We start from the raw sequence: 20,683 nt of genomic DNA on the forward strand, positions 1-20,683 counted from the left end.
CGCAAAGGGATGTTTTTTATATGTGCTTGCACATGGCCATCAGGTTGTGGCCGGCAGGGCGTCGTGCAGATCTACCAATCGCTGGCGATCAATCTTTCCATGCAGGGTCAAGGGGAAGGTCGGACAAAAGAATATGGACTTCGGAATCATGTAGCCGGGTAACTGTTGCGCCAGGAAATGACGCAAGCCTTCGCGGTGAGTTGCGCTGTCCTCACGCAATTGTATAAAGAGTTGCAAGTCGATGACTTTACCGTCTTCTTTTATAGGCACCGCGCAACACTGGATGACTTCCATGTAGCGGCACACGCTGCTTTCAATCTCGGCCAGTTCGACACGATTACCGTGCAACTTCAGTTGGTTGTCATCCCTGCCGTGGATGAACAGGGAACGTTGTTGATCCTCGAACCCCCGGTCACCGGTCGCGTAGTAGCGTCCGAACTCGTCATGGCCAAAGGCGCTGTTACGCGGATCGTCTTCAGGTTGATAGCCCAGTGCGACTTGCGGACCGTATAAGCGCACCTCGCCCATCTCGCCTGGGGCCAGGCTGCGGCCATCGGCATCGACGATCCTGACTCGGTTCAAGCCGCAGGCCGGGCCAAGGGACAACAGGCCCGCACTGTGCTCCGGCGGTTGGCCAAGGGTGAAGGTATGGGTCATGCCGGTGCATTCGGTAGGGCCATAACCATGCACCACCTCCAGGCCGGGGAAGCGAGCTTGCAACTGCTGCACCAGTCCCAGCGCGGCGCGCTCGCCGGCGATGAAAAATCGCTTCAGATGCGGAAACTGCTGCCGGCTGAACAACGGATCCCTCAGCATCAAGTCGACAAAACTCGGCGTGGAGAACCAGCTGGTGACAGGACACTGCGGGTGCCGAGACATCAGGCGGATGTTCTGTCGGGGCAGCATGTTGTGACAATGATCCAGCATCAGCAGGGCTCGGCCCTGGCACAGCACCGGGAAGAGATCCAGCAGGCCCATGTCAAACGAGAAGCAGGCATGGCTCACATGGCACCCATGCGCGATGTCGTCGCTGATCAGCGGGCTGTACCAGCTCGAGAACGCGGCGAAGTTCTCATAACTGACGATGACGCCCTTCGGCTCACCCGTACTGCCCGAGGTGGGAAGCACATAGAGGGCCGGTTGGGTCGGTTCGGGTTCGACTGGCAGTGACGCCGGGTCGCCATTGTCCAGGGTCGACAGGACCCACTGTGGCCAGCGCTCCAGTCCCGCCAGCGGCGCTGGCGCCGCGTTAAGGATCAGTTCGGCGCGGGTCAGCTCGGCAATCTTTTCAACCCGTGCAACGGGATTGGCTTGATCGACGAAGGTAAAACAGCATCCCTGGCTGATGCATGCCAGCATCGCAGCCACGGCATCCACTTGCTTGTGACCGTGAACCAGCACGTTGCGACCAGCCCAGGGCGCCAGCAGCTGGGCAATCGCGGCTGTGCGCAAGCCTAGATCGGCAAAGCTGTAGATACCCTGCTGGTTGATCAGCGCGATGGCGTTGTCTTGATGCTTCAGCCGCTCAAACAGCGGTTTGATTTGCGATAAAAACATGTTTCTCTCCGTTGTCCATAGCGCGTTGCCTGGCAACTGAACGATCCAGTTTGCCGTTGTGATTGAGTACGGTGCTCGGGGTGCTGTACCAGTAACGTGGGATGGCCCAAGGGGGAAAATGGGCTTGCATGGCGCTACCAAGTTGCGAAAGCTCGCAGGTCCCATTGAGGATCACACAGGCCTGGATCGCCTCGGCGTTGCCCTTGCGCCAGTAAGGCTCGACCACTGCATCGGCGACCAGGTTGTGCTCGCGCAGGAAGTGTTCGATCTCGTGCAGGTCAATGCGGTGCCCTTGTATTTTGACCTCGCCATCCTCGCGTCCCAGGAAGTAGTACCAGGTGCCGTCGAACAGGCCGATATCACCGGTGGCGTAAGTGGCATGCCCCTGCTGGCGGCTGAAACTGGCATGACGCGCAGGCGTCGCGTTGAGGTAGCCCGGGCCGACGCACTGGCCACTGATCAACAGTTGTCCCCGGCCCTCGGCGTCCAGGGGCTGGGCCAACTGCAGGCGCGCACCTTGCCTGGCGCGGCCAATTGGCAGGGGCAGTGGCGAAGCCACCATCTGCGGGGTGATCAGCACGCGTGAAACGGCCACGGTGCATTCGGTGGGGCCGTAGGTGTTGATCACTTCACAGCCCGGAAAGCGTGCCCACAACTGGGTGACGATCTCTTTGGACAGCGTTTCACCGCAGAAGATAAAACGCCGCAACCCTGCCAATGCGTCGGCATTGAAGGTCGGATCGAGCAGATACAGTCGCATCATCGAGGGCGTGGACACCCAGCAGGTCAGCGCCATCTGTGCATGTTGGGCAATCGTCTTGCGGGTGTTGATCAGTTCTCGATGATCGAGCACGGACAGCGGTTGCAGAAATTGCCAGGCAAGCCAGATTTCAAACAGGCAGACATCGAAGCAGTAGCGCACGTTTCCGGTGATGCTTCCATCTAGTGGAAAGTCGTCGCGTACCCATGCCACGAAGTCGACCAGATTCGACAGGCTGATCTGAATGCCCTTGGGCTCCCCGGTCGTACCCGATGAAAACATGATGTAGGCCAGCGGAGGGTCCATGGCGTTTTCCAGCCGCTTGCGAGTGCCGTCCAGCAACTGTTGCAGCGCCGCGTCATCGTGGCGCTGCCAGGGCAATGCGGCGAGGGCAATCACCGTCGCATGTGTGGCGTGTAGTGGAAGGGCATCGCTGTTCAGGATCAGGCGCGCCCCGACGGTCTGCGCTATGCGCTCCAGCCGCTCGGGCGTGTTGTCCGATTCAACCGGCACAATAGGACAACCGCACAGCATGCAGGCCCACCAGGCGGCCAGAAAGTCGAAGGATTTATGGCCATGAACCAGCACCGGCGCCAGCGTGGCGGTTCTCGGCTGCTGGCGGACTATTTCAGCGGCGATATCCTGCGCACGCTGGCTGAGCGCCGCATAGCTGTACGTCAGTGAATGGTGACACCAGGCGGTTTGCGATCGATCGGCAAAGCGCATGAATACGCTTATGAGCGCTGACCAGGCGTCCATTCATGCCGCCCGGCCGGCGAGTTGAAGTTCAATGAACTTCGACAAGCTGCCCACGGTTTCGAAGTGCTGGAATTCCAGCGTGGCAGGGTCGAGCACCAGGTCCTCGATCTGCTCTTCAAGGTACATGATCAGCTCGATGTACAAACCGCTTTCAAATCCCAGGTCGCGTTCCAGATGCGTCTGGGCATTGAGCTCGGACAGGTTTGAACTTTCCAGCACCAGTCCAATGGCCTCAATGATGGTTGGCGTATGCATGCTGACTCCCTGCTTGTTGTGTGCAGCCGACGTTAAGGGTGTTTTCCCGGCGTGGCAGAAGCGCGGATAACTGGCCGCGGTCAACTTTCCCATTGTTGTTTTTGGGTAACGCTTCACTGAAGTAGTAGCGATGGGGGCGCTTATAGGTTTCCAGATGCGCCTGGCAAAATGCCTTGAGCTGCGCGGTGTCCAGGGGGGTGACGCATTCGATACAGGCGACGATTTCATCGCCGTGGACCGGGTGGGCGAGGCCAATCACCGCGACCTGCAACACCCCCGGCACGCGTTTGAGTACGCCCTCGACTTCCCGGGGGGCGACTTTTTCGCCATTGGTTTTGAGAATGTCGTCCTTGCGCGACAGGAAATACAGCAACCCTTGCTCATCCAGCCGGCACACGTCGCCGGTGTAAAGCACCGACTCACCGGGCAAGGGGCCTGGCCGGAGTTTCTTCGCGGTCTGTTCCGGGTTGCGCCAATAGCCGCTCATCACGGTGGCGCCACGGATCACCAGTTCACCGGTGGCATTGCTGCGGTGGGCAACGCCGTCGTCATCGACGACCCAGAGTTCGGTATTGGGGATGGCGTAGCCCACGCTGTCTTTATGCCGGGACAGCAAGGCGGGAGGGAGCCAGGTACAACGATGGCACTCGGTCAGCCCGTACATGGAAAAAATGGCGGCTTGGGGAAAGAGCGAGAGCAGCAGGTCGATATCGCTGGGATGCAGGGCCGCCGCGGTGTTGGTGATCGTGCGCAGGGAGGAGAAATCGTAGCGCTTGGCCAAAGGCGCAATGATCGCCAGCAGCGTAGGAACAATCGGCAGGACGGTGGCTTTGTGCTTGACCAGCTGTTTCAGGGCAAAAAGTGGGCGGCTGAAATCCTTTTCGATAATCAACGTTGCGCCGACCTTGGCCGTCATGATCGCTTGATACAACCCGTAGTCGAAGCTCATGGGGATCGTGCAGAAAATCCGGTCGCTGGCCACCAGTTGCAAGTAGGTGGCGACGGAGTCTGCCGCGCTCAGCATGTTGCGTTGGGTCAACATGACCCCCTTGGGGTCGCCCGTCGAACCCGAGGTGTAGATCAGGCAGGCCAGGTCGATATCCAGGGCGTTCTGAACAGGCAAGGGGGGCATCGCTGCGAGCGCGGTTATTTGTTCCAGGGACAGTTGCGACGACCCGCTCTCTTGCTCGCCGGGCGCTCGATCGAAGAGTACGCGCACATCAGCCGCGAGCGGTGCCGCCGCCAATGCAACGGCCTGCCCGGCTTGGGCGATCAACAGGTGTGACGCTGCGTTGTCGAGCAACCAGCCGACCCGTGCCAGCGGTGTATCCGGATTCACCGGAACGAACACAGCCTGCAAGTACTGTACGGCCCAGAAGCAGACGACGAAATCCACCCCGTTTGGCAGCCATACCACTACCCGGTCGCCGCGCTCGACCTGTTGCTGGCGCAGGTAGGCGGCGGTATTGATCACGCGTTGATGGAGGGTGCTCCAGGTCACCGCATGCTCACCCTCGATCAGCGCCGTTTTCTCGGGGAAGCGCTGCGCCGCCAGCACCAGCCACTGGGTCAAATGGTTCGTGCTCATGTCTGCTCCTCATTGGTCGATTCAAGAACGATGGCTGCGAAAGTGCCCGCGATGCCGGATGCCAGGGCCAGGATGGGGTGGACGGCGATGGCGTCATCGCGGTGCGTCAGGAGGCTTTTCAGGTTGAGGAACGCATCGCTGCAAAAGCAATGTCCCAGTTGGTAGAGATGGCGACGGTAGATGATGTCCCGGGAAAACCCCGCGCCGTCGGCGATCCTGTCGAAGGTAGGCGGGCTGATATGGTAGGGAATCAGCGTGCGCAGCTCTTCGGGGCGCCGTCCTGCATGGCGCAGGGCGGTGCGCACGGTCTCCAGCATGGTGGGGATGAACGCGTGATCGTAGGCGTTTTCACTTTCGCGATCTGTCTCGCGCATGCGTGTGCCGTAGGCGGCCAGTTGCTGGACGTGCATGGCACTCACGCGCGTGGCCCCGGGCGAGGGCGTTGCGCCAAGCAGCGTGGCGCAGAAGGCTTCGCCGAAGTAGCCATTCTGATCGGCGTATTGCACGGTGCCGTGGAAGCACTTTTCGCCGCTGATCAACAAGCCACAGAGGTTTTCCTGCCGACTGTGAGCCGCCGTGAGCTTGGCGTCGAGAAATTTCAGCGCAACCAGCGCCGATGCGCACGACGCCTGGGTGACAGAGAAAAACTCCAGCTGCGCACGACCCAGGAATGCACGCACATCCCCGGCAAGGCCGGGGGCCAAGTCGAAGGGGCTGGGGCAATTGAGCGAGTGTGCCCAGGCCACGTAGCCAATGCGTTCAAACAAGGCCGGGTCACACTCGACCTGGAACTTTTGCAACAGCTGCATGATCAGGTCAGGCAACGCTTCCTGCTCGAAGAGGCTGGCCGACTCCATCCGATGGAAGCGGCTGAAGATCTTGGTGTTGCGTTGACCCCAGGCATACTTTTCCGCCAGGACAGGCAGGGGTGTGAGATTCTCGGCGACCAGGCTGGTAATGGTATGGATGTACACCTCAAGCCCCCGCCACAAAGCCTGCGCAGGTCAGGGCATCACCCTCTGGCAGCATCAGCAGGATGCGCTGATTGTTCGGCGCGAGTTGTTCCAACCGGGCCCACGGGGCGCAGGAAAGCAAGGCTTCATTCCAGCTTTCGATGCGGTGGTTCGCCAGTTGCCCATGTTCCCTCAGCCGCCCGGCGAACGCTGGCGTGGTCAGGATCAGCAGGGGTAGCAAGCTTTCCCTGGACGTGAACATGTCCAAGGTGACGAGCAGATCGTCCAATGCCTGGTCGGTGCTTGGAAAAGCGACTTTTCGGTAGTGTTTGAACACCATGCCAGCACCTTGGCCGGGCTGATCGTCTGGCAGGTAGTGCAGCATCACGATGCAGGCGCTGGCCACAGGATTGAAACGAGCCAGGCTGGGGCTTTCGTACATGATGGCGTCCTGGTCGGCGATCAGCAGCAGGGCCTTTTTTCCATGGCCGTCACGATCGCTATCGCCGAGGTAATCCTCGATGACCTGCAAGCCCAGAAACGCGCTGCTCAGGCCATGATCACTGATGGCGATACCAAAGGCGTCGCGGGCTCCCGCTTCATGAATGATGGCGTTGGTCACCGAGCAGCCGACCTCGACATCCGGCGTCCAATGGGCGAGCAGCACCAGGTCCAGGTCATCGAGCTGGGCCTGGTGTGCCAGCTCCCCGAGCAGCCGTGTCAGCATTGTCCTGAACGACTGCTGCTGTGCGGCGTACCAACGAGCGGCATGGAGATCCTGAGCCTGTCCCTCATGACCCTGTGAGTGAAAAAAGGCGTTGACGAAGTCCGTCACTATTTTCAGCTGCTCGTCGTCGACGGCAGGTGTGTCGGTTCGTCTTGCAAACTGCCGCCACAGGATATGAGAGACCGTAAGCCCAAGAGACATGGCGATTCCTTCAGATATTGGGCAAGGACAAGCGTTGGCAGACCTGTGGCGCCAGCAGGGTCTCCACACTGTCTGCCGTGCGGATCAGATAGGCCTGGTCATTTTCCACAAGCACCTCGGCTGGGTGACCGAAGCTTAAAAAGCCCACCGGGGATGCGCTGGCGCCATAGGCACCGGAATGCCCGATACCGATCAGATCCCCCGAGCGCAGCTCGGCGAGCATGATGTTTTCGCCCAGTACATCGGTGGGCGTACACAGCGGGCCGGTCACTTGATAGCGATGCTGATCGCCGTCCCGGGCGGGGCCAAGACGGGCCATCGGGAAATTGCGGCGAACCAGGGCGTTGATGCCAGCAGCGCTGCCGTGGCAATTGGCGCCACCGTCACACACGGCAAACCACTCATTTCGGGACGGCTTGAGGTAGTTGACTCGTGTGACGAAGATACCCGCGCGGGCAATCAGGAAGCGGCCCAGCTCGATGACGATCGTGCAGCGTGGGAAGCGCTGACGGTAGTCGTTTACCAGCGGCAGCAGTGCGTCGCCCAAGGCACTCAGGTCGAGTGCTTGTTCTTTGTCGAAATAGCGCACGCCGAAGCCGCCACCGACATCGACGAAGTCCAGCTCGAGGTTGTAGGTCCGTTGCAGTCTCGCAGCCAGGGTCAGGATGTTTTGCGTATTGTCGGCAAGTGCCTGCCAGTCGAGAATCCGAGTGCCTAGGTAAACATGGATGCCTGTCAGGTTCAGCTGTGCAAGCTCGCGGAGCGTGGCGAATGCCTGCGGCAGCAGTTGTTCATCGATGCCAAATTGCCGAGACTTGCCGCTCATCACCAACTTGGCTTTCGCGCCGGTGAAGTCGGGGTTGATACGCAGGGCAATACGCTGGGTGACTCCCAGGCTCGCGGCAATCTCATTGAGTAGAATCATCTCCTCGATGGATTCGACCACCACCGCTTTGATGCCGGCCAGGCAACATTGGGTCAACTCTTCAATGTGCTTGCCGGGACCGACGAAAATAATATCGCTCGGCGCCACGCCTTGGCGTAAGGCAATCTCAAGTTCCGCCAAGGAGCAGACTTCGCAGCCAGCGCCGGACTGGTGCAGCAGTGCAACCAGTGTTTTGTTCGGGTTGGCCTTGAGTGAGTAGAAGTATTCAATGCCTTGGGGCAGTGCGCGTTTGAGCGCTGCGAAATCCGTTTTTATCTGCGTGGCGCTGTAGGCATAAAAAGGCGTCGGCACGCTGCCTGCCAGGCGGTGATAAGGAATACTTTCGATCTTGTCGATATTGATGTATTGGCTATCAAGCGAAAAAGCGGACATGGTTGAATTTTCCGTTCAATAGCGATTCGATTCGATTGAGGTCTTTGAAGTTGTCGAACAGGTCCTGGTCGAGGATGTCGAAGAAACTATCCGGTTGACTTGCGTCGTTGTCGATGCATTCGCCGATTATCGAGATCAGGCTGACAAGGTGTATGGAGTCCAAAAGCCCCTGCGCTCCGTATATTTCCGCGCCTTGGTCAATGGCCTGCAACTTGTCCTGGGCAACGCCTATGTTTTGCAAGGCCGAGAGAATAAATTCCCGTGTTGCTTTTTCTGGAACGCTCATGAATAAGACCCCCTTGTCAGCGTCGTAGCGGCGATCATATCCCTGGCAAATAGTTAGATTTGCTTGAAATTGCAATGACTATTGTTTCGCTGTGTGCGGCGTAGCCAATACGTAGCGCATGGATGGCATCTGCGTTGCTCCGGGCGCAGCAGAGGCGTGTTTGCAATTACACATAAGTTTTTGCGACGGATCCGTGTTTTAAGGACGTTGGCGGATAGGAAAATCCCCCAATGCTCAGGGAGAGTGATAGTCGGGAGGAAGGACGCCGGGGTGACCTTGGCAATCTTGCTGGCCACGCCCGTCGCATGGAAATGTCAAATTCTGAGGTTGGAGATTTAGATGCGCAGTGATCGCGGTGTGCTGTCCATGTATTCAAGAAAGATTAAAAAATTTCTTGTTGCACACCAGGCGCGCAGATGCTCGTTCACCATAGGCTTAGTACGAAACCTGCCTATGCGACGGTTAGACTGCGTTGAAAACAGGCTTGGAATGCTCATTGAAAGCCCAGTCAAGTCGGGCGCGAACCCCGTCGTTCCTCGCCTGTCGTCGCCTTGCCTACTCGCCACTCGGCTACTTTTCGTACAGGCTCTGGCTTTCATGTGGCTCACCCTGCAACCCTCGGGGGCCAAGGCGGCTTACGAAGACAGCCTTCCCGCGCTCAAGGCCAGCGACATTGCGTTCTTGACGCCAGACGCTGCAATTATGCTTGCTTACGCCCGCAGCCCCGCGTTGAGCCAGGCATTTTCACAGATCAAGAAGGGCGAGGCACAGAAGGACGAGGCGCGCAGCGCCTATTATCCACAGCTCAGTCTGTCTGGTACTTACGGTCAGCGTGGTGAATATGTCTACGGGCCGCAGCTCAAGCAGTTGCTCTATGATTTTGGTCGGACGACGGGATCCATACGGAACCAGACCTACCTCACCGAGTCCTACCGTGATGACTTGATGAATACAGTGACGCGGGTGACGGGGGATACGTTACTGGCCTACTCCAGTGTCAAGCGTTATCAAGATATTGTTCGCGTCACCGAGAACATGCTTGCCTCCCTGGAGGAAGTCAAAGGCATTGCAGAGTATCGCTTGAATGCGGGGTTGAGTTCGGCGTCTGATGCGTTACAGGCAACCAGCCGTGTCGCAGGCCTGGCGACAACACTGGAGCAGTATCGCAATCAGTTGGCGAATGCCAAAGCCAATCTTGCGCAACTGACGGGTAAGCAGGTCGATGCACTGGCGGACCTTCCCGAGGTGTTGTTGCAAGCACCCGTACAAGAGCAGGGCATGATTGACTATCGATCAATCCCCTCTGTGCGCTCAGCCATCGCCCAGGAAAAAGCCGCCGACGCCTTGCTCGGGGCGACGAAGGCGCAGCATATGCCGAGTATCAGCCTGAGTGCCTCACGTGTTCATAAGTACGAGCGTGATTACAATAACTCGGTGCCTGCCTGGGACAATCAGTTTGGTGTGACGGTCGATATACCGATTTATCAGGGGGGGGCTGTATCCGCCCGTGTGCTGCAGGCGCACGAGGCGCTGGAAGCGTCAAAAGCGAGCGTTAACCAGGCGTGGCTGGACGCGGAGCAAAAAACCGCCACCGCGTTGAGTAATTGGCGCGGCGCGGAGGCGCGTGTGCGCAGTAGTGTCTACCAGGTGAGTATTGCAACGCACACCCGAGATGTTTATCAAGAGGAGTACAAGTTGGGGTATCGGAGTTTGAATGACTTGCTCAGTGTGGAGCAGGATGTGTTCCAGGCCTTGAGCAGCAGCTCTTCGGCAAAGTTTGATCGATATGACGCGGTCATCAACTATGCAGTGGTGCAGAACACGCTGCTTCAACTACTGGGTGTGGACAGCCCCTCGCAACAAGCCCTGCCGGATCTGTAAGGGGAAAGTTGGCAGCGCGAACCTGCGCTGGAACGCCACTTCCCCCATCTTCACGCCTGCTTTCAAGGTGCCTGGACACTGGCCTGGGGCTGTCGCGTCTGGCGGCTGTAGCTCAGGGCGAAGTGTGCCGCCAGCCCGAAGATCAGCCCCCAGAAAGCGGCGCCAAGACCGAGTAGGCTCATCCCCGATGCGGTGACCAGGAAGGTGATCAGCGCCGGCTCCCGTTGTTTTTCGTCAGCCATGGCGCCCGCCAGGCCGTTGGCGATGGCGCCGAACAGGGCCAGGCCGGCGAGGGCGGCGATCAGCTCCCTCGGCAGGGCGGCGAACACCGAGGCCAAGGTGGCGCCGAAGCTGCCCATCAGCAGGTAGAAAGCGCCGCAGGCGATGCCGGCGATGTAGCGCTTGTTCGCGTTCTCGTGAGCCTCGCGACCGGTGCAGATGGCGGCGGTGATCGCCGCCAGGTTGACGCCGTGGCAGCCGAACGGCGCCAGCAAAAGCGAACCCAGTGCAGTGACCGAGACGATCGGGCGCGCCGGCACCTGGTAGCCGGCGGCGCGCAACACGGCGATGCCGGGTACCGACTGGCCGGTGAGCGATACCAGCGCCAGGGGCAGGCCAATGTTGACGATGGCGTGCCAGCTCCATTGCGGGCTGGTCCAGGTCGGTAGGGTCATTTCCAGCACCAGGGCCTGGGTGTCCAGTTGGCCCAGGCCGGCGGCGAGGCCGCAACCAACGATCAGCACCGAAAGAATCGCGTAGCGCGGCGACAGGCGCTTGAACAACAGATAGCTCGCCAGCATCGACAACACCAGAACGGGCTGTAGGCGGATCGAGCTGAACAGTTCGGCGCCGAAGCGGAACAGGATACCGGCCAGCATCGCCGCGGCGATGGCCTTGGGCAGGCGATTCATGAGCTTGTCGAAGGCGCCGCTCAGGGCGATCACCGCGATCAGCAGCGCGGCGACGATATAGGCACCCACCGCTTGGGCCAGTGAAACATTTGGCAGCATCGATACCAGTAGTGCGGCCCCGGGGGTGGACCAGGCAGTGATCACCGGAACCCGCAGTTTCCAGCTCAGCAACAGGCCTGTCAGGCCGCTGCCGATGGAGATGGCCCAGATCCACGAAGCGGTCGCTTCGTTGCCCAGACCCGCCTGGTCGGCGGCCTGGAACACGATGATCAGGGGGCCAGCATAGGAGATGATCACGGCGATCAAGCCAGCGACCAGGGCGGAGAGGGAAAAATCCTTTCTGAGGTTGTCCATGGCGAGTCCAGATGAGTTTATTGATTCGATTGATTCGATTCAAATTGAATCTATCTGGTAACGGTTGCGCATTTCAAGTGGTTTGTCGTGCAGCCCAGCAGGCTCGGCGCTCGTCGAGCTCCGACCTTGATGAGCACAAATTGAATCGCTCGAAGGATCGACTCAAGTCGGCCCATGTGTTCAAATTTTCAATCATTTCAGCCCGGTAGCCGTCTCATGTGGGTTCCACGGATCAGCGAAAGCAATCAGCCTGTCTACCTGTCCATCGCCGATGCGCTGGCACACGACATCGCCCGCGGCGTGCTGCGGCGCGGCGAACGCTTGCCGACGCTACGCGAACTGGCACAGGCCCTGGACGTCACGCCAGGCACCATCAGTCGTGCCTACACCGAGGCGTCGCGGCGTGGACTGACTCAGGGCGAGGTGGGGCGCGGCACCTACGTCCTCGACCGGATCGCCGACACCGGCGAAGCTCCCGGTGTCGCCCGCGCAGCCGCCACCACGGCCCCCGCTGCTCGCGGCGAAGAGCTGGACCTGTCGATCATCAAGCCTTACGGCGAAACCTTGCAGTACTGGCTGCGCAACGCCTTGGCCGAACTGGCCAATACCACGCGGCTGGAACAGCTGCTGGACTATGCCCCCGAGGGCGGACATCCGGCGCATCGCGAGGCGGGCGCGCAATGGTTGCGACAGTGGCTGCCGGGCGCGCAATGGCAGCAGGTGGTCATCACCAGTGGCGCCCAGCATGGGCTGATGGTGGCGATCAGCGCCTTGACCGGGGCGGGCGACCTGGTGCTGTGCGAGTCGCTGTGCTATCCGGGCATCATTTCCGTGGCCCACGGCCTGGGCCGTCGCCTGCGAGGCGTGGCCATGGATGAGCAGGGCATCATCCCCGAAGCCTTGCGCGAGATCTGCCTGCGAGAGCGACCGGCCATGCTGGTGTGCGTGGCGACCTGCCAAAACCCGACCACGGCGATCATGTCCAACGAGCGCCGTGCCCAGATTGCGGCGCTGGCGGAGGAGTTCGATTTCCTGCTGCTGGACGACGACATCTACGGCTTCCTGGCCACCGACCCGCAGACCCGGCCGTTGGCGACCTTCGCCCCGGAGCGTTCGATCTACCTCACCAGCCTGTCCAAGTCAGTCATGCCGGCGCTGCGGATCGGCTACCTGTACAGTCCGCCGAAGCTGTTATCGCGGCTGACGGCCATGGTGCGCAGCACGGTGTGGATGCCTTCGCCGTTGACCGCGCAACTGGCCAGCCATGTGATCGGTGAAGGGTTGGACAGCCAGCTGATCCGCATACATCGCGCCGAGGCAGCGGCGCGCCAGGCCATCGCCCGCGAAGTGTTTAGCGGTGCGTCGCTGCAAAGCCAGTCGCACAGCTATCACCTCTGGCTCAATTTGCCTGAGCAATGGCACAGCGACGAGTTCGCCTTGCTGGCGCGGGCCAATGGCGTGGTGGTCATGAGCGGCAGTCAGTTCCAGGTGGAGCGCACGGGTGATCCACGTGGCGTGCGGATCGTGCTGATGTCGCCGACCAGCCGGGAGGAGTTGCGCTTCGCCCTGACCCAATTGGCCAGTCTGCTCGAGTCAGGGGATCCGAAGCGCTTCTACTGAGCAGGGCTCAAAGCTGGGCGGTGTAGCGTCGCTCGGTATCCTGGTCATCTGTCTCGGTCAGGACGCTTTGCGGATGGGTGGTGGCCTGTTCGCGCTGCGCTTGCTGTTCGAGCTTGGCCTGGGTTGTCCGTTCGACCTCTTCCTGCAAGCGTTGGGCGATCTGCTCGTCGATCCGCGCTTTCTGTTCAGGCGGCAGGGCGTCGTACTCCTCCGCCGTCAGGCCCATTTCCTGGAGCATCTTTTCCTTGATCTTCTCCGCCGGCGACTTGGCCATGTAATCGCGAAACTCCTGCAGAGCGCTGGATTCTTCCTGTTTGCCCACGCTGGCCTGTTCACGCTTGGCCACGTCGGGATTCTGCAGCATGACCACCAGCTTGGCGAAGGCCTCCTTGCGATTGTCTTCGGCGTGTTGCTGCGAGGTGCTGCCCTGATTGTTCTGCTGCGCCGAGGATTTAGCGCTGGCCATCAGCGGCTGGAGCGCGGGCGTCTGTGTCGCAGGCAGTTCGAGAACGTTGCGTTGCTGTTGTTGCACGGCCTGCCAACCCAGGCCATTCGCTGTGATAAGCATGTTTCCTCCGTAAGCGGATCTTAAGCACGCGACGAAAGGGGCAAAAGCTGTGCCAGCTGTGGCGCAACGGCAGAATAGGCCGTTAGGACTATTCCGGCGGCCTCTCGCTCGGAATATGCTTGCCTGGCAGAGGAACAGGATTGCCGCTTGCGGCAAACAGAAGAACGTCGGCAGCACCGGTTTCGGGGCGCAGTTGCTGGACAACAGGGAGCGCGTTCATGAATCAGGCAGCAAAACCGGTACCGGCCGGCTTCACCGAGCAGCAATTGCACACGTTGTTCGAGCTGATCAGCGACGGCATCTGGGACTGGGATGCCAACAGCGGCTACGTCTACCGCAACCCGGGCTGGTACGCGATGCTGGGCTATGCCAGCCACTCCCTGGACAATTCCGTGCTGACCTGGGAAAGCGTGATTCACCCCGAGGATCATCCGCGGGTGATGGCGCATTTCGAGGCCTATATCACCCAGCGCAATGAGCGCTACCGCATTGAGTACCGGTGCCGTTGCCAGGATGGCAGTTACCTGTGGATCGAGGACAGCGGCCATATCATCGCCCGCAACAGCGATGGTTCGGTGGCGCGCATGCTCGGCGCCCATCGCAATATCGATGCAGGCAAGCGCCTGGTGGAGGAGCTTGAACAGCGCAACCAATCGCTGGAGAGCCAGGTGGCCGAACGCACCCGTGAGCTGTCCTGGGTCAACCAGCAGTTGCAGCGGCAACTGGATGAGAACCGCGAACTGGCCGAACGTGATGCGTTGACCCGAACCGCCAACCGTTATTGCCTGGAGAGAACGCTTCAACAGGCATGCGAGCGCGCACGGCGCTTCCGTGAGCCGCTGGCGTTGATCGCCATGGACCTGGATGACTTCAAACCGATCAATGACCTACACGGCCATGCCCGTGGCGATGCGACGCTGGTCGAGGTCACCGAACGGGTTCGCCGATGTCTGCGAGAGCAGGACTTGCTGGCACGCTGGGGCGGCGATGAATTCGTGGTGGTCCTGCCGGGGGCCTCGCAGGCGCAGGCCCGCGAAGCGGCGCAGCGAATCCGCGAGGCGCTGGCCGAAGTGGCCCCGATAGGCGATTGCCAACTGACCATGAGCTATGGCGTGGTGCAGTGGCAGGAAGGGGAGGATCGGCATGCGCTGCTGGCTCGGGCGGACAAGGCCCTCTACCGCGCCAAGGCGGCTGGCAAGAATAACGTCGCCGAGTGAAAAAAGACCCGCGGCGCCTGGGGCGCAGCGGGCCAAATCGGCGATTGCCGCTTCAGTGTCTTCAATCAGATGTGCAGTGCGTGCCCCAGGGCGCGCAGCGCCGCTTCCTGCACCGCCTCGCCCAGGGTCGGGTGGGCATGGATGGTGCCGGCGATGTCTTCCAGGCGCGCGCCCATCTCCAGGGACTGGGCGAAGGCGCTGGACAGTTCGGAAACCGCCACGCCCACGGCTTGCCAGCCGAGGATCAGATGGTTGTCACGGCGCGCCACCACGCGCACGAAGCCGCTCTTCGACTCCAGGCTCATGGCCCGGCCATTCGCGGCGAAGGGGAACTGCGCGACGATGCAATCCACACCTTGCTGGCCGGCCTGTTCCGGGGTCTTGCCGACCACCACCACTTCCGGGTCGGTGAAGCACACCGCGGCGATTGCGCTCGGCTCGAAGCGTCGGCTCTTGCCGGCGATGATCTCGGCGACCATCTCGCCCTGGGCCATGGCCCGGTGCGCCAGCATCGGCTCGCCGGCCACGTCGCCGATGGCCCAGACGTTGCGCATGCTGGTCTGGCAGCGCTCATCAATGGCAATGGCGGCGCCGTTCATCTTCAGGTCCAGGCTTTCCAGGCCGAAGCCTTTGCAGCGTGGGCGGCGGCCCACGGCCACCAGCACCTGGTCAGCCTCCAGGCGCAGTTGCCCACCCTGGCCGTCGCTGGCCAGCAGGCAGCCGTCGGCATAGCCTTCGACACTGTGACCCAGGTACAGGGCGATGCCGAGTTTCTTGATCGAGTCGGCCACCGGCGCGGTGAGCTCCGCGTCGTAGGTCGGCAGGATGCGTTCGCGGGCTTCCACCACGCTGACCTTGGCGCCGAGCTTGCGGTAGGCGATGCCCAGCTCCAGGCCGATGTAGCCGCCGCCGACCACCACCAGGTGCTCGGGCATGGCCTTGGGCGCCAGGGCCTCGGTGGAGGAAATGATTGGCCCGCCAATCGGCAGCATCGGCAGTTCGACACTGCTGGAACCGGTGGCCAGCAGCAGGTGTTCGCACTGGATGCGCTGGCCGTCGACTTCGACGCTCTTGCCATCGAGGATCTTCGCCCAACCATGGATCACCTTCACGCCGTGCTTTTTCAGGAGCGCGGCGACGCCGCTGGTGAGGCGGTCGACGATGCCGTCCTTCCACTCGACGCTGCGGCTGATGTCCAGGCGCGGCGAGGACACGCTGATGCCCAGCGGTGAAGGTTCGGTGTAGCGGTTGGCCTGGTGGAACTGCTCGGCCACGTGGATCAGCGCCTTGGACGGAATGCAGCCGATGTTCAGGCAGGTGCCGCCCAGGGCCTGGCCTTCGACCAGCACGGTGGGGATGCCCAGTTGTCCGGCGCGGATGGCGGCCACATAGCCGCCGGGGCCGCCACCGATGATCAGCAGGGTGGTGTTGATGAGCTCTTGCATGATCACTCCACGAACAGGCAGGCGGGTTGTTCCAGCAGGCCGCGCACGGCCTGGATGAACAGCGCGGCGTCCATGCCATCGACCACGCGGTGGTCGAACGAGCTGGACAGGTTCATCATCTTGCGCACGACGATCTGGCCGTCGATCACCACTGGCCGTTCGACCATGCGGTTGACGCCGACGATCGCCACTTCCGGAGTGTTGACCACCGGGGTGCTGACGATGCCGCCGAGGGCGCCGAGGCTGGTCAGGGTGATGGTCGAGCCGGACAGCTCTTCACGGCTGGCCTTGTTGTTGCGCGCCGCGTGAGCGACACGGGCGATCTCGCTGGCGTTGCTCCACAGGCTGCCGGCTTCGGCATGGCGCAGCACGGGCACCATCAGGCCGTTGTCGCCCTGGGTGGCGATGCCGACATGCACCGCGCCGTGGCGGGTGATGACCTGGGCTTCGTCGTCGTAGGTGGCGTTGATCTGCGGGAAGTCGCGCAGGGCGACGACCATGGCGCGCACCAGGAACGGCAGCAGGGTCAGCTTGCCGCGGCTGTCGCCATGCTTGGCGTTGAGCTGCTGGCGCAGGGCCTCGAGGGCGGTGACGTCGATTTCCTCGACGTAGCTGAAGTGGGCGACGCGACGCTTGGCATCCTGCATGCGCTGGGCGATCTTGCGGCGCAGGCCGATCACCGGCACCTGCTCGCTGTCGGTGCGTTTGCCATAGCCTCCGGGTGCCTGCCCGGTACTGCTCTGCGGCTTGCTGATGAAGGCGTCGAGGTCTTCGTGCAGGATGCGTCCGGCCGGGCCGCTACCGTGCACGTAGCGCAGCTCGATACCGGCATCCAGGGCGCGCTTGCGTACCGCCGGGGAGGCCAGTGGCTTGTCGTGGGCCTCGCGCGGCACGATGGGCGCGGCGACATGATGGGCGGCGACCTGTGGTTGCGCCTCGACGCGTGGTTCAGGCTGGGCGATGGCTTGCACCGGTGCGGCTGCCGGCTCGGCCGGCTTGGCCTGGGGCGTGTCGACATGGTTGCCGCTGCCTTCGACTTCGATGCGAATCAGCTCGCTGCCGACCGCCATCACCTCACCAGGCTGGCCGCCCAGGGCCAGCACCTTGCCGCTGACCGGCGAAGGGATTTCCACGGTGGCCTTGTCGGTCATGACATCGGCCACCACTTGATCTTCGGCGATCACATCGCCGACCTTGACGAACCATTCCACCAACTCGACCTGCGCGATGCCTTCGCCAATGTCCGGCATCTTGATGACGTGCGTGCCCATTCAGACCTCCATGACCCGTTTCAGTGCCGCGCCTACCCGCGAAGGGCCGGGGAAGTAGGCCCATTCCTGTGCGTGGGGGTAGGGGGTATCCCAGCCGGTGACGCGCTCGATCGGCGCTTCGAGGTGATGGAAGCAGTGCTCCTGGACCAGCGATACCAGTTCCGCGCCGAAGCCGCAGGTGCGGGTGGCTTCATGCACGACCACGCAGCGGCCGGTCTTCTTCACCGACTCGACGATGGTCTCCAGGTCTAGCGGCCACAGGCTGCGCAGGTCGATGACCTCGGCGTCGACGCCGCTCTCTTCGGCCGCCACTTGCGACACATACACGGTGGTGCCGTAAGTCAGCACGGTGACGTCGTTACCCGGGCGGGTGATCACCGCCTTGTCCAGCGGTACGCTGTAGTAACCATCCGGCACGGCGCTGTGCGGGTGCTTGGACCACGGCGTCACCGGACGGTCGTGGTGGCCGTCGAACGGGCCGTTGTACAGGCGCTTGGGCTCGAGGAAGATCACCGGATCGTCGCATTCGATCGAGGCGATCAGCAGGCCCTTGGCGTCGTAGGGGTTCGATGGCATGACGGTGCGCAGGCCGCAGACCTGAGTGAACATCGCCTCGGGGCTCTGGCTGTGGGTCTGGCCGCCGTAGATGCCGCCGCCGCAAGGCATGCGCAGGGTCAGCGGGGAGATGAACTCGCCGGCCGAGCGATAGCGCAGGCGGGCCATTTCCGAGACGATCTGGTCGGAGGCAGGGTAGAAGTAGTCGGCGAACTGGATCTCGACCACCGGGCGCAGGCCGTAGGCGCCCATGCCCACGGCAGTGCCGACGATGCCGCTTTCGGAGATCGGCGCGTCGAACACGCGGGACTTGCCGTACTTGGTCTGCAGGCCTTCGGTGCAGCGGAACACACCGCCGAAGTAGCCAACGTCCTGGCCATAGACCACCACGTTGTCATCGCGCTCGAGCATGACATCCATGGCCGAGCGCAGGGCCTGGATCATGGTCATGGTGGTGGTGGACATGGCGTTTTCCAGATGGATGCTGTTGTTGTGATCGTTCATCTCAGACCCCCAGTTCTTGGCGCTGACGGCGCAAGTGGTCGGGCATTTCCTTGTACACGTCCTCGAACATCGACGCGGCGCTGGGGATATGGCCGTTGCTCAGGGTGCCGAACTGCTCGGCGTCCTTCTGCGCCTTGATCACCTCGGCCTCGAGCTCGGCGGTGACCGCCTGGTGTTCTTCCTCGGACCAGTGGCCAAGCTTGATCAGGTGCTGCTTGAGGCGGGCGATCGGGTCGCCCAGCGGGAAGTGGCTCCAGTCGTCGGCCGGGCGGTACTTGGACGGGTCGTCCGAAGTCGAGTGCGGGCCGGCGCGGTAGGTGACCCATTCGATCAGCGTCGGGCCCAAGCCGCGGCGGGCGCGTTCGGCGGCCCAGCGCGAAGCGGCGTAGACCGCGATGAAGTCGTTGCCGTCCACTCGCAGCGAAGCGATGCCGCAACCCACGCCACGGCCGGCAAAGGTAGTCGACTCGCCACCGGCGATGGCCTGGAAGGTCGAGATCGCCCACTGGTTGTTGACCACGTTGAGAATCACCGGGGCGCGGTAGACGTGGGCGAAGGTCAGGGCAGTGTGGAAGTCGGACTCGGCGGTGGCGCCGTCGCCGATCCACGCCGAGGCGATCTTGGTATCGCCCTTGATCGCCGAGGCCATGGCCCAGCCGACCGCCTGGACGAACTGGGTGGCCAGGTTGCCGCTGATGGTGAAGAAGCCGGCCTCGCGCACCGAATACATGATCGGCAGCTGGCGGCCCTTGAGCGGGTCACGGGTGTTGGACAGCAGCTGGCAGATCATGTCGACCAGCGACACGTCGCGAGCCATCAGGATGCTCTGCTGGCGATAGGTGGGGAAGCACATGTCGCTGCGGTTCAGGGCCAGGGCCTGGCCGCTGCCGATGGCTTCCTCGCCCAGGCTCTGCATGTAGAACGACATCTTCTTCTGGCGCTGGGCGACCACCATGCGGCTGTCGAAAATGCGCGTCTTGAGCATGGCGTGCATGCCCTGGCGCAATACCTGCGGCTCGATGCCCTCGGCCCAGGGGCCGACGGCATCGCCATGCTCGTTGAGCACGCGCACGAGGCTATAGGAGAGGTCCGCCGTGTCGGCAGGCTCCACATCGATAGGGGGTTTACGGACTTGACCGGCGTCGTTCAGGCGCAGGTAGGAGAAATCGGTCTGGCAGCCTGGCCGGCCTGTAGGCTCGGGCACATGCAGGCGCAGGGGGGCGTACTCGTTCATGCTTTTTACGCTCGCTCGAATGTTGTTTTTGTGAGCTTTGAAGCGGCCGCCGCTGACTGCCGGCTCGTGACTGGCAGGTCAGCGTCTTTTTACATCATAGGGGGACGGCAGGAGAATTTTTCTCTCAAGTTCATTGCCTTTGTCCGGCGGCGCAGATAAACATTCCGTACAAACACAAAAACTAGGTCAATTTCTCTCATGCGTAAACTGGATCGAACGGATATCGGCATCCTCAACAGCCTGCAGGAAAACGCCCGCATCACCAACGCGGAGCTGGCGCGCTCGGTCAACCTGTCGCCCACGCCGTGCTTCAACCGGGTCAAGGCCATGGAGGAGCTGGGGGTGATTCGCCAGCAGGTGACGTTGTTGTCACCCGAGGCGCTGGGGCTGGATGTGAACGTGTTCATCCACGTCAGCCTGGAAAAGCAGGTGGAGCAGTCGCTGCATCGCTTCGAGGAGGAAATTGCCGAGCGGCCGGAGGTGATGGAGTGCTACCTGATGACCGGCGACCCGGATTACCTGTTGCGGGTGCTGCTGCCAAGCATCCAGGCACTGGAGCGCTTTCTCGATTACCTGACACGCTTGCCCGGGGTGGCGAACATCCGCTCCAGCTTTGCCTTGAAACAGGTGCGCTACAAGACCGCGTTGCCGTTGCCGGCCAATGGCATGACGTTACGCGAGCAATGATTCGGGCGCGCAGCCTGGGGTGCTTGATATTT

General features: G+C 61.7%; 18 protein-coding genes. 4 read left to right on the plus strand and 14 right to left on the minus strand.

The annotated features are described in order from the left end of the window. Window positions 1–39 precede the first annotated feature (39 nt). From KSS90_RS07825 to KSS90_RS07860, 8 genes are read right to left on the minus strand one after another with little or no spacing between them, the layout of a single operon-like run. A complete protein-coding gene (locus tag KSS90_RS07825) occupies window positions 40–1,557 on the minus strand; it encodes an AMP-binding protein (protein ID WP_217868896.1) in 1,518 nt (505 codons plus the stop codon). Continuing rightward, window positions 1,526–3,076 (minus strand): AMP-binding protein, encoded by a 1,551-nt coding sequence (locus KSS90_RS07830; protein ID WP_217868897.1) that lies wholly within the window; start codon window positions 3,074–3,076, stop codon window positions 1,526–1,528. The genes KSS90_RS07825 and KSS90_RS07830 overlap by 32 nt, the downstream gene beginning before the upstream one ends. Then, window positions 3,077–3,331, minus strand: a complete 255-nt coding sequence (locus tag KSS90_RS07835; protein ID WP_217868898.1) for a phosphopantetheine-binding protein — start codon at window positions 3,329–3,331, stop codon at window positions 3,077–3,079. Further along, a complete protein-coding gene (locus tag KSS90_RS07840) occupies window positions 3,309–4,919 on the minus strand; it encodes a class I adenylate-forming enzyme family protein (RefSeq protein WP_217868899.1) in 1,611 nt (536 codons plus the stop codon). The genes KSS90_RS07835 and KSS90_RS07840 overlap by 23 nt, the downstream gene beginning before the upstream one ends. Then, on the minus strand, window positions 4,916–5,893 hold the full coding sequence (locus KSS90_RS07845; protein WP_217868900.1) for a beta-ketoacyl-[acyl-carrier-protein] synthase family protein: 978 nt from the start codon (window positions 5,891–5,893) through the stop codon (window positions 4,916–4,918). The genes KSS90_RS07840 and KSS90_RS07845 overlap by 4 nt, the downstream gene beginning before the upstream one ends. A 1-nt stretch (window position 5,894) precedes the next feature. Continuing rightward, entirely contained in the window at window positions 5,895–6,800 is a 906-nt protein-coding gene (locus KSS90_RS07850; protein WP_217868901.1) for a hypothetical protein, read from the minus strand. A gap of 10 nt (window positions 6,801–6,810) precedes the next feature. Next, window positions 6,811–8,118, minus strand: coding sequence for a type III PLP-dependent enzyme (locus KSS90_RS07855; RefSeq protein WP_217868902.1), 1,308 nt, complete (start codon window positions 8,116–8,118; stop codon window positions 6,811–6,813). Then, window positions 8,099–8,404: a hypothetical protein gene (locus KSS90_RS07860; protein ID WP_217868903.1), complete on the minus strand. Its 306-nt coding sequence runs from the start codon at window positions 8,402–8,404 to the stop codon at window positions 8,099–8,101. The genes KSS90_RS07855 and KSS90_RS07860 overlap by 20 nt, the downstream gene beginning before the upstream one ends. Window positions 8,405–9,001: 597 nt before the next feature. On the opposite strand from KSS90_RS07860, the gene KSS90_RS07865 reads away from it, so the two are divergent. Then, entirely contained in the window at window positions 9,002–10,285 is a 1,284-nt protein-coding gene (locus KSS90_RS07865; RefSeq protein WP_217868904.1) for a TolC family outer membrane protein, read from the plus strand. Window positions 10,286–10,347: 62 nt separating this feature from the next. Here the strand turns inward: KSS90_RS07865 and KSS90_RS07870 are convergent, their stop codons facing one another. Beyond that, window positions 10,348–11,550: a benzoate/H(+) symporter BenE family transporter gene (locus KSS90_RS07870; RefSeq protein WP_217868905.1), complete on the minus strand. Its 1,203-nt coding sequence runs from the start codon at window positions 11,548–11,550 to the stop codon at window positions 10,348–10,350. 216 nt (window positions 11,551–11,766) lie between these two features. Here KSS90_RS07870 and KSS90_RS07875 point away from each other — a divergent pair, with 216 nt between their 5' ends. Next, on the plus strand, window positions 11,767–13,170 hold the full coding sequence (locus KSS90_RS07875; protein WP_217868906.1) for an aminotransferase-like domain-containing protein: 1,404 nt from the start codon (window positions 11,767–11,769) through the stop codon (window positions 13,168–13,170). 7 nt (window positions 13,171–13,177) lie between these two features. Here the strand turns inward: KSS90_RS07875 and KSS90_RS07880 are convergent, their stop codons facing one another. Continuing rightward, entirely contained in the window at window positions 13,178–13,738 is a 561-nt protein-coding gene (locus KSS90_RS07880; protein ID WP_217868907.1) for a hypothetical protein, read from the minus strand. Between the two features lie 218 nt (window positions 13,739–13,956). On the opposite strand from KSS90_RS07880, the gene KSS90_RS07885 reads away from it, so the two are divergent. After that, on the plus strand, window positions 13,957–14,955 hold the full coding sequence (locus tag KSS90_RS07885; RefSeq protein WP_217868908.1) for a sensor domain-containing diguanylate cyclase: 999 nt from the start codon (window positions 13,957–13,959) through the stop codon (window positions 14,953–14,955). A 65-nt stretch (window positions 14,956–15,020) separates the two neighbouring features. Here the strand turns inward: KSS90_RS07885 and lpdA are convergent, their stop codons facing one another. The 4 genes from lpdA to KSS90_RS07905 are packed head-to-tail and all read right to left on the minus strand — an operon-like array spanning window position 15,021 to window position 19,964. After that, window positions 15,021–16,400, minus strand: a complete 1,380-nt coding sequence (gene lpdA / locus KSS90_RS07890) for a dihydrolipoyl dehydrogenase (protein ID WP_217868909.1) — start codon at window positions 16,398–16,400, stop codon at window positions 15,021–15,023. Window positions 16,401–16,402: 2 nt separating this feature from the next. Then, a complete protein-coding gene (locus KSS90_RS07895; RefSeq protein WP_217868910.1) occupies window positions 16,403–17,671 on the minus strand; it encodes a dihydrolipoamide acetyltransferase family protein in 1,269 nt (422 codons plus the stop codon). Beyond that, complete coding sequence (locus KSS90_RS07900; protein WP_038706568.1) at window positions 17,672–18,730, minus strand: alpha-ketoacid dehydrogenase subunit beta; 1,059 nt, start codon at window positions 18,728–18,730, stop codon at window positions 17,672–17,674. Between the two features lies 1 nt (window position 18,731). Further along, complete coding sequence (locus KSS90_RS07905) at window positions 18,732–19,964, minus strand: 3-methyl-2-oxobutanoate dehydrogenase (2-methylpropanoyl-transferring) subunit alpha (protein WP_217868911.1); 1,233 nt, start codon at window positions 19,962–19,964, stop codon at window positions 18,732–18,734. 198 nt (window positions 19,965–20,162) lie between these two features. Here KSS90_RS07905 and bkdR point away from each other — a divergent pair, with 198 nt between their 5' ends. Then, a complete protein-coding gene (gene bkdR, locus KSS90_RS07910) occupies window positions 20,163–20,651 on the plus strand; it encodes a Bkd operon transcriptional regulator BkdR (RefSeq protein WP_028691050.1) in 489 nt (162 codons plus the stop codon). The last annotated feature ends 32 nt before the right edge of the window (window positions 20,652–20,683 follow it).

It is taken from the genome of Pseudomonas maumuensis, assembly GCF_019139675.1.
GTDB lineage: Bacteria > Pseudomonadota > Gammaproteobacteria > Pseudomonadales > Pseudomonadaceae > Aquipseudomonas > Aquipseudomonas maumuensis.

What these genes read in the sequence shown, in the direction of transcription:
- KSS90_RS07855 (WP_217868902.1), bottom strand. Translation starts at nt 8,118, where the DNA reads ATGTCCGCTTTTTCGCTTGATAGCCAATACATCAATATCGACAAGATC.
- KSS90_RS07905 (WP_217868911.1), bottom strand. Translation starts at nt 19,964, where the DNA reads ATGAACGAGTACGCCCCCCTGCGCCTGCATGTGCCCGAGCCTACAGGC.
- lpdA (WP_217868909.1), bottom strand. Translation starts at nt 16,400, where the DNA reads ATGCAAGAGCTCATCAACACCACCCTGCTGATCATCGGTGGCGGCCCC.
- KSS90_RS07885 (WP_217868908.1), top strand. Translation starts at nt 13,957, where the DNA reads ATGAATCAGGCAGCAAAACCGGTACCGGCCGGCTTCACCGAGCAGCAA.
- bkdR (WP_028691050.1), top strand. Translation starts at nt 20,163, where the DNA reads ATGCGTAAACTGGATCGAACGGATATCGGCATCCTCAACAGCCTGCAG.
- KSS90_RS07825 (WP_217868896.1), bottom strand. Translation starts at nt 1,557, where the DNA reads ATGTTTTTATCGCAAATCAAACCGCTGTTTGAGCGGCTGAAGCATCAA.
- KSS90_RS07840 (WP_217868899.1), bottom strand. Translation starts at nt 4,919, where the DNA reads ATGAGCACGAACCATTTGACCCAGTGGCTGGTGCTGGCGGCGCAGCGC.
- KSS90_RS07880 (WP_217868907.1), bottom strand. Translation starts at nt 13,738, where the DNA reads ATGCTTATCACAGCGAATGGCCTGGGTTGGCAGGCCGTGCAACAACAG.
- KSS90_RS07870 (WP_217868905.1), bottom strand. Translation starts at nt 11,550, where the DNA reads ATGGACAACCTCAGAAAGGATTTTTCCCTCTCCGCCCTGGTCGCTGGC.
- KSS90_RS07865 (WP_217868904.1), top strand. Translation starts at nt 9,002, where the DNA reads ATGTGGCTCACCCTGCAACCCTCGGGGGCCAAGGCGGCTTACGAAGAC.
- KSS90_RS07835 (WP_217868898.1), bottom strand. Translation starts at nt 3,331, where the DNA reads ATGCATACGCCAACCATCATTGAGGCCATTGGACTGGTGCTGGAAAGT.
- KSS90_RS07875 (WP_217868906.1), top strand. Translation starts at nt 11,767, where the DNA reads ATGTGGGTTCCACGGATCAGCGAAAGCAATCAGCCTGTCTACCTGTCC.
- KSS90_RS07900 (WP_038706568.1), bottom strand. Translation starts at nt 18,730, where the DNA reads ATGAACGATCACAACAACAGCATCCATCTGGAAAACGCCATGTCCACC.
- KSS90_RS07850 (WP_217868901.1), bottom strand. Translation starts at nt 6,800, where the DNA reads ATGTCTCTTGGGCTTACGGTCTCTCATATCCTGTGGCGGCAGTTTGCA.
- KSS90_RS07860 (WP_217868903.1), bottom strand. Translation starts at nt 8,404, where the DNA reads ATGAGCGTTCCAGAAAAAGCAACACGGGAATTTATTCTCTCGGCCTTG.
- KSS90_RS07895 (WP_217868910.1), bottom strand. Translation starts at nt 17,671, where the DNA reads ATGGGCACGCACGTCATCAAGATGCCGGACATTGGCGAAGGCATCGCG.
- KSS90_RS07830 (WP_217868897.1), bottom strand. Translation starts at nt 3,076, where the DNA reads ATGGACGCCTGGTCAGCGCTCATAAGCGTATTCATGCGCTTTGCCGAT.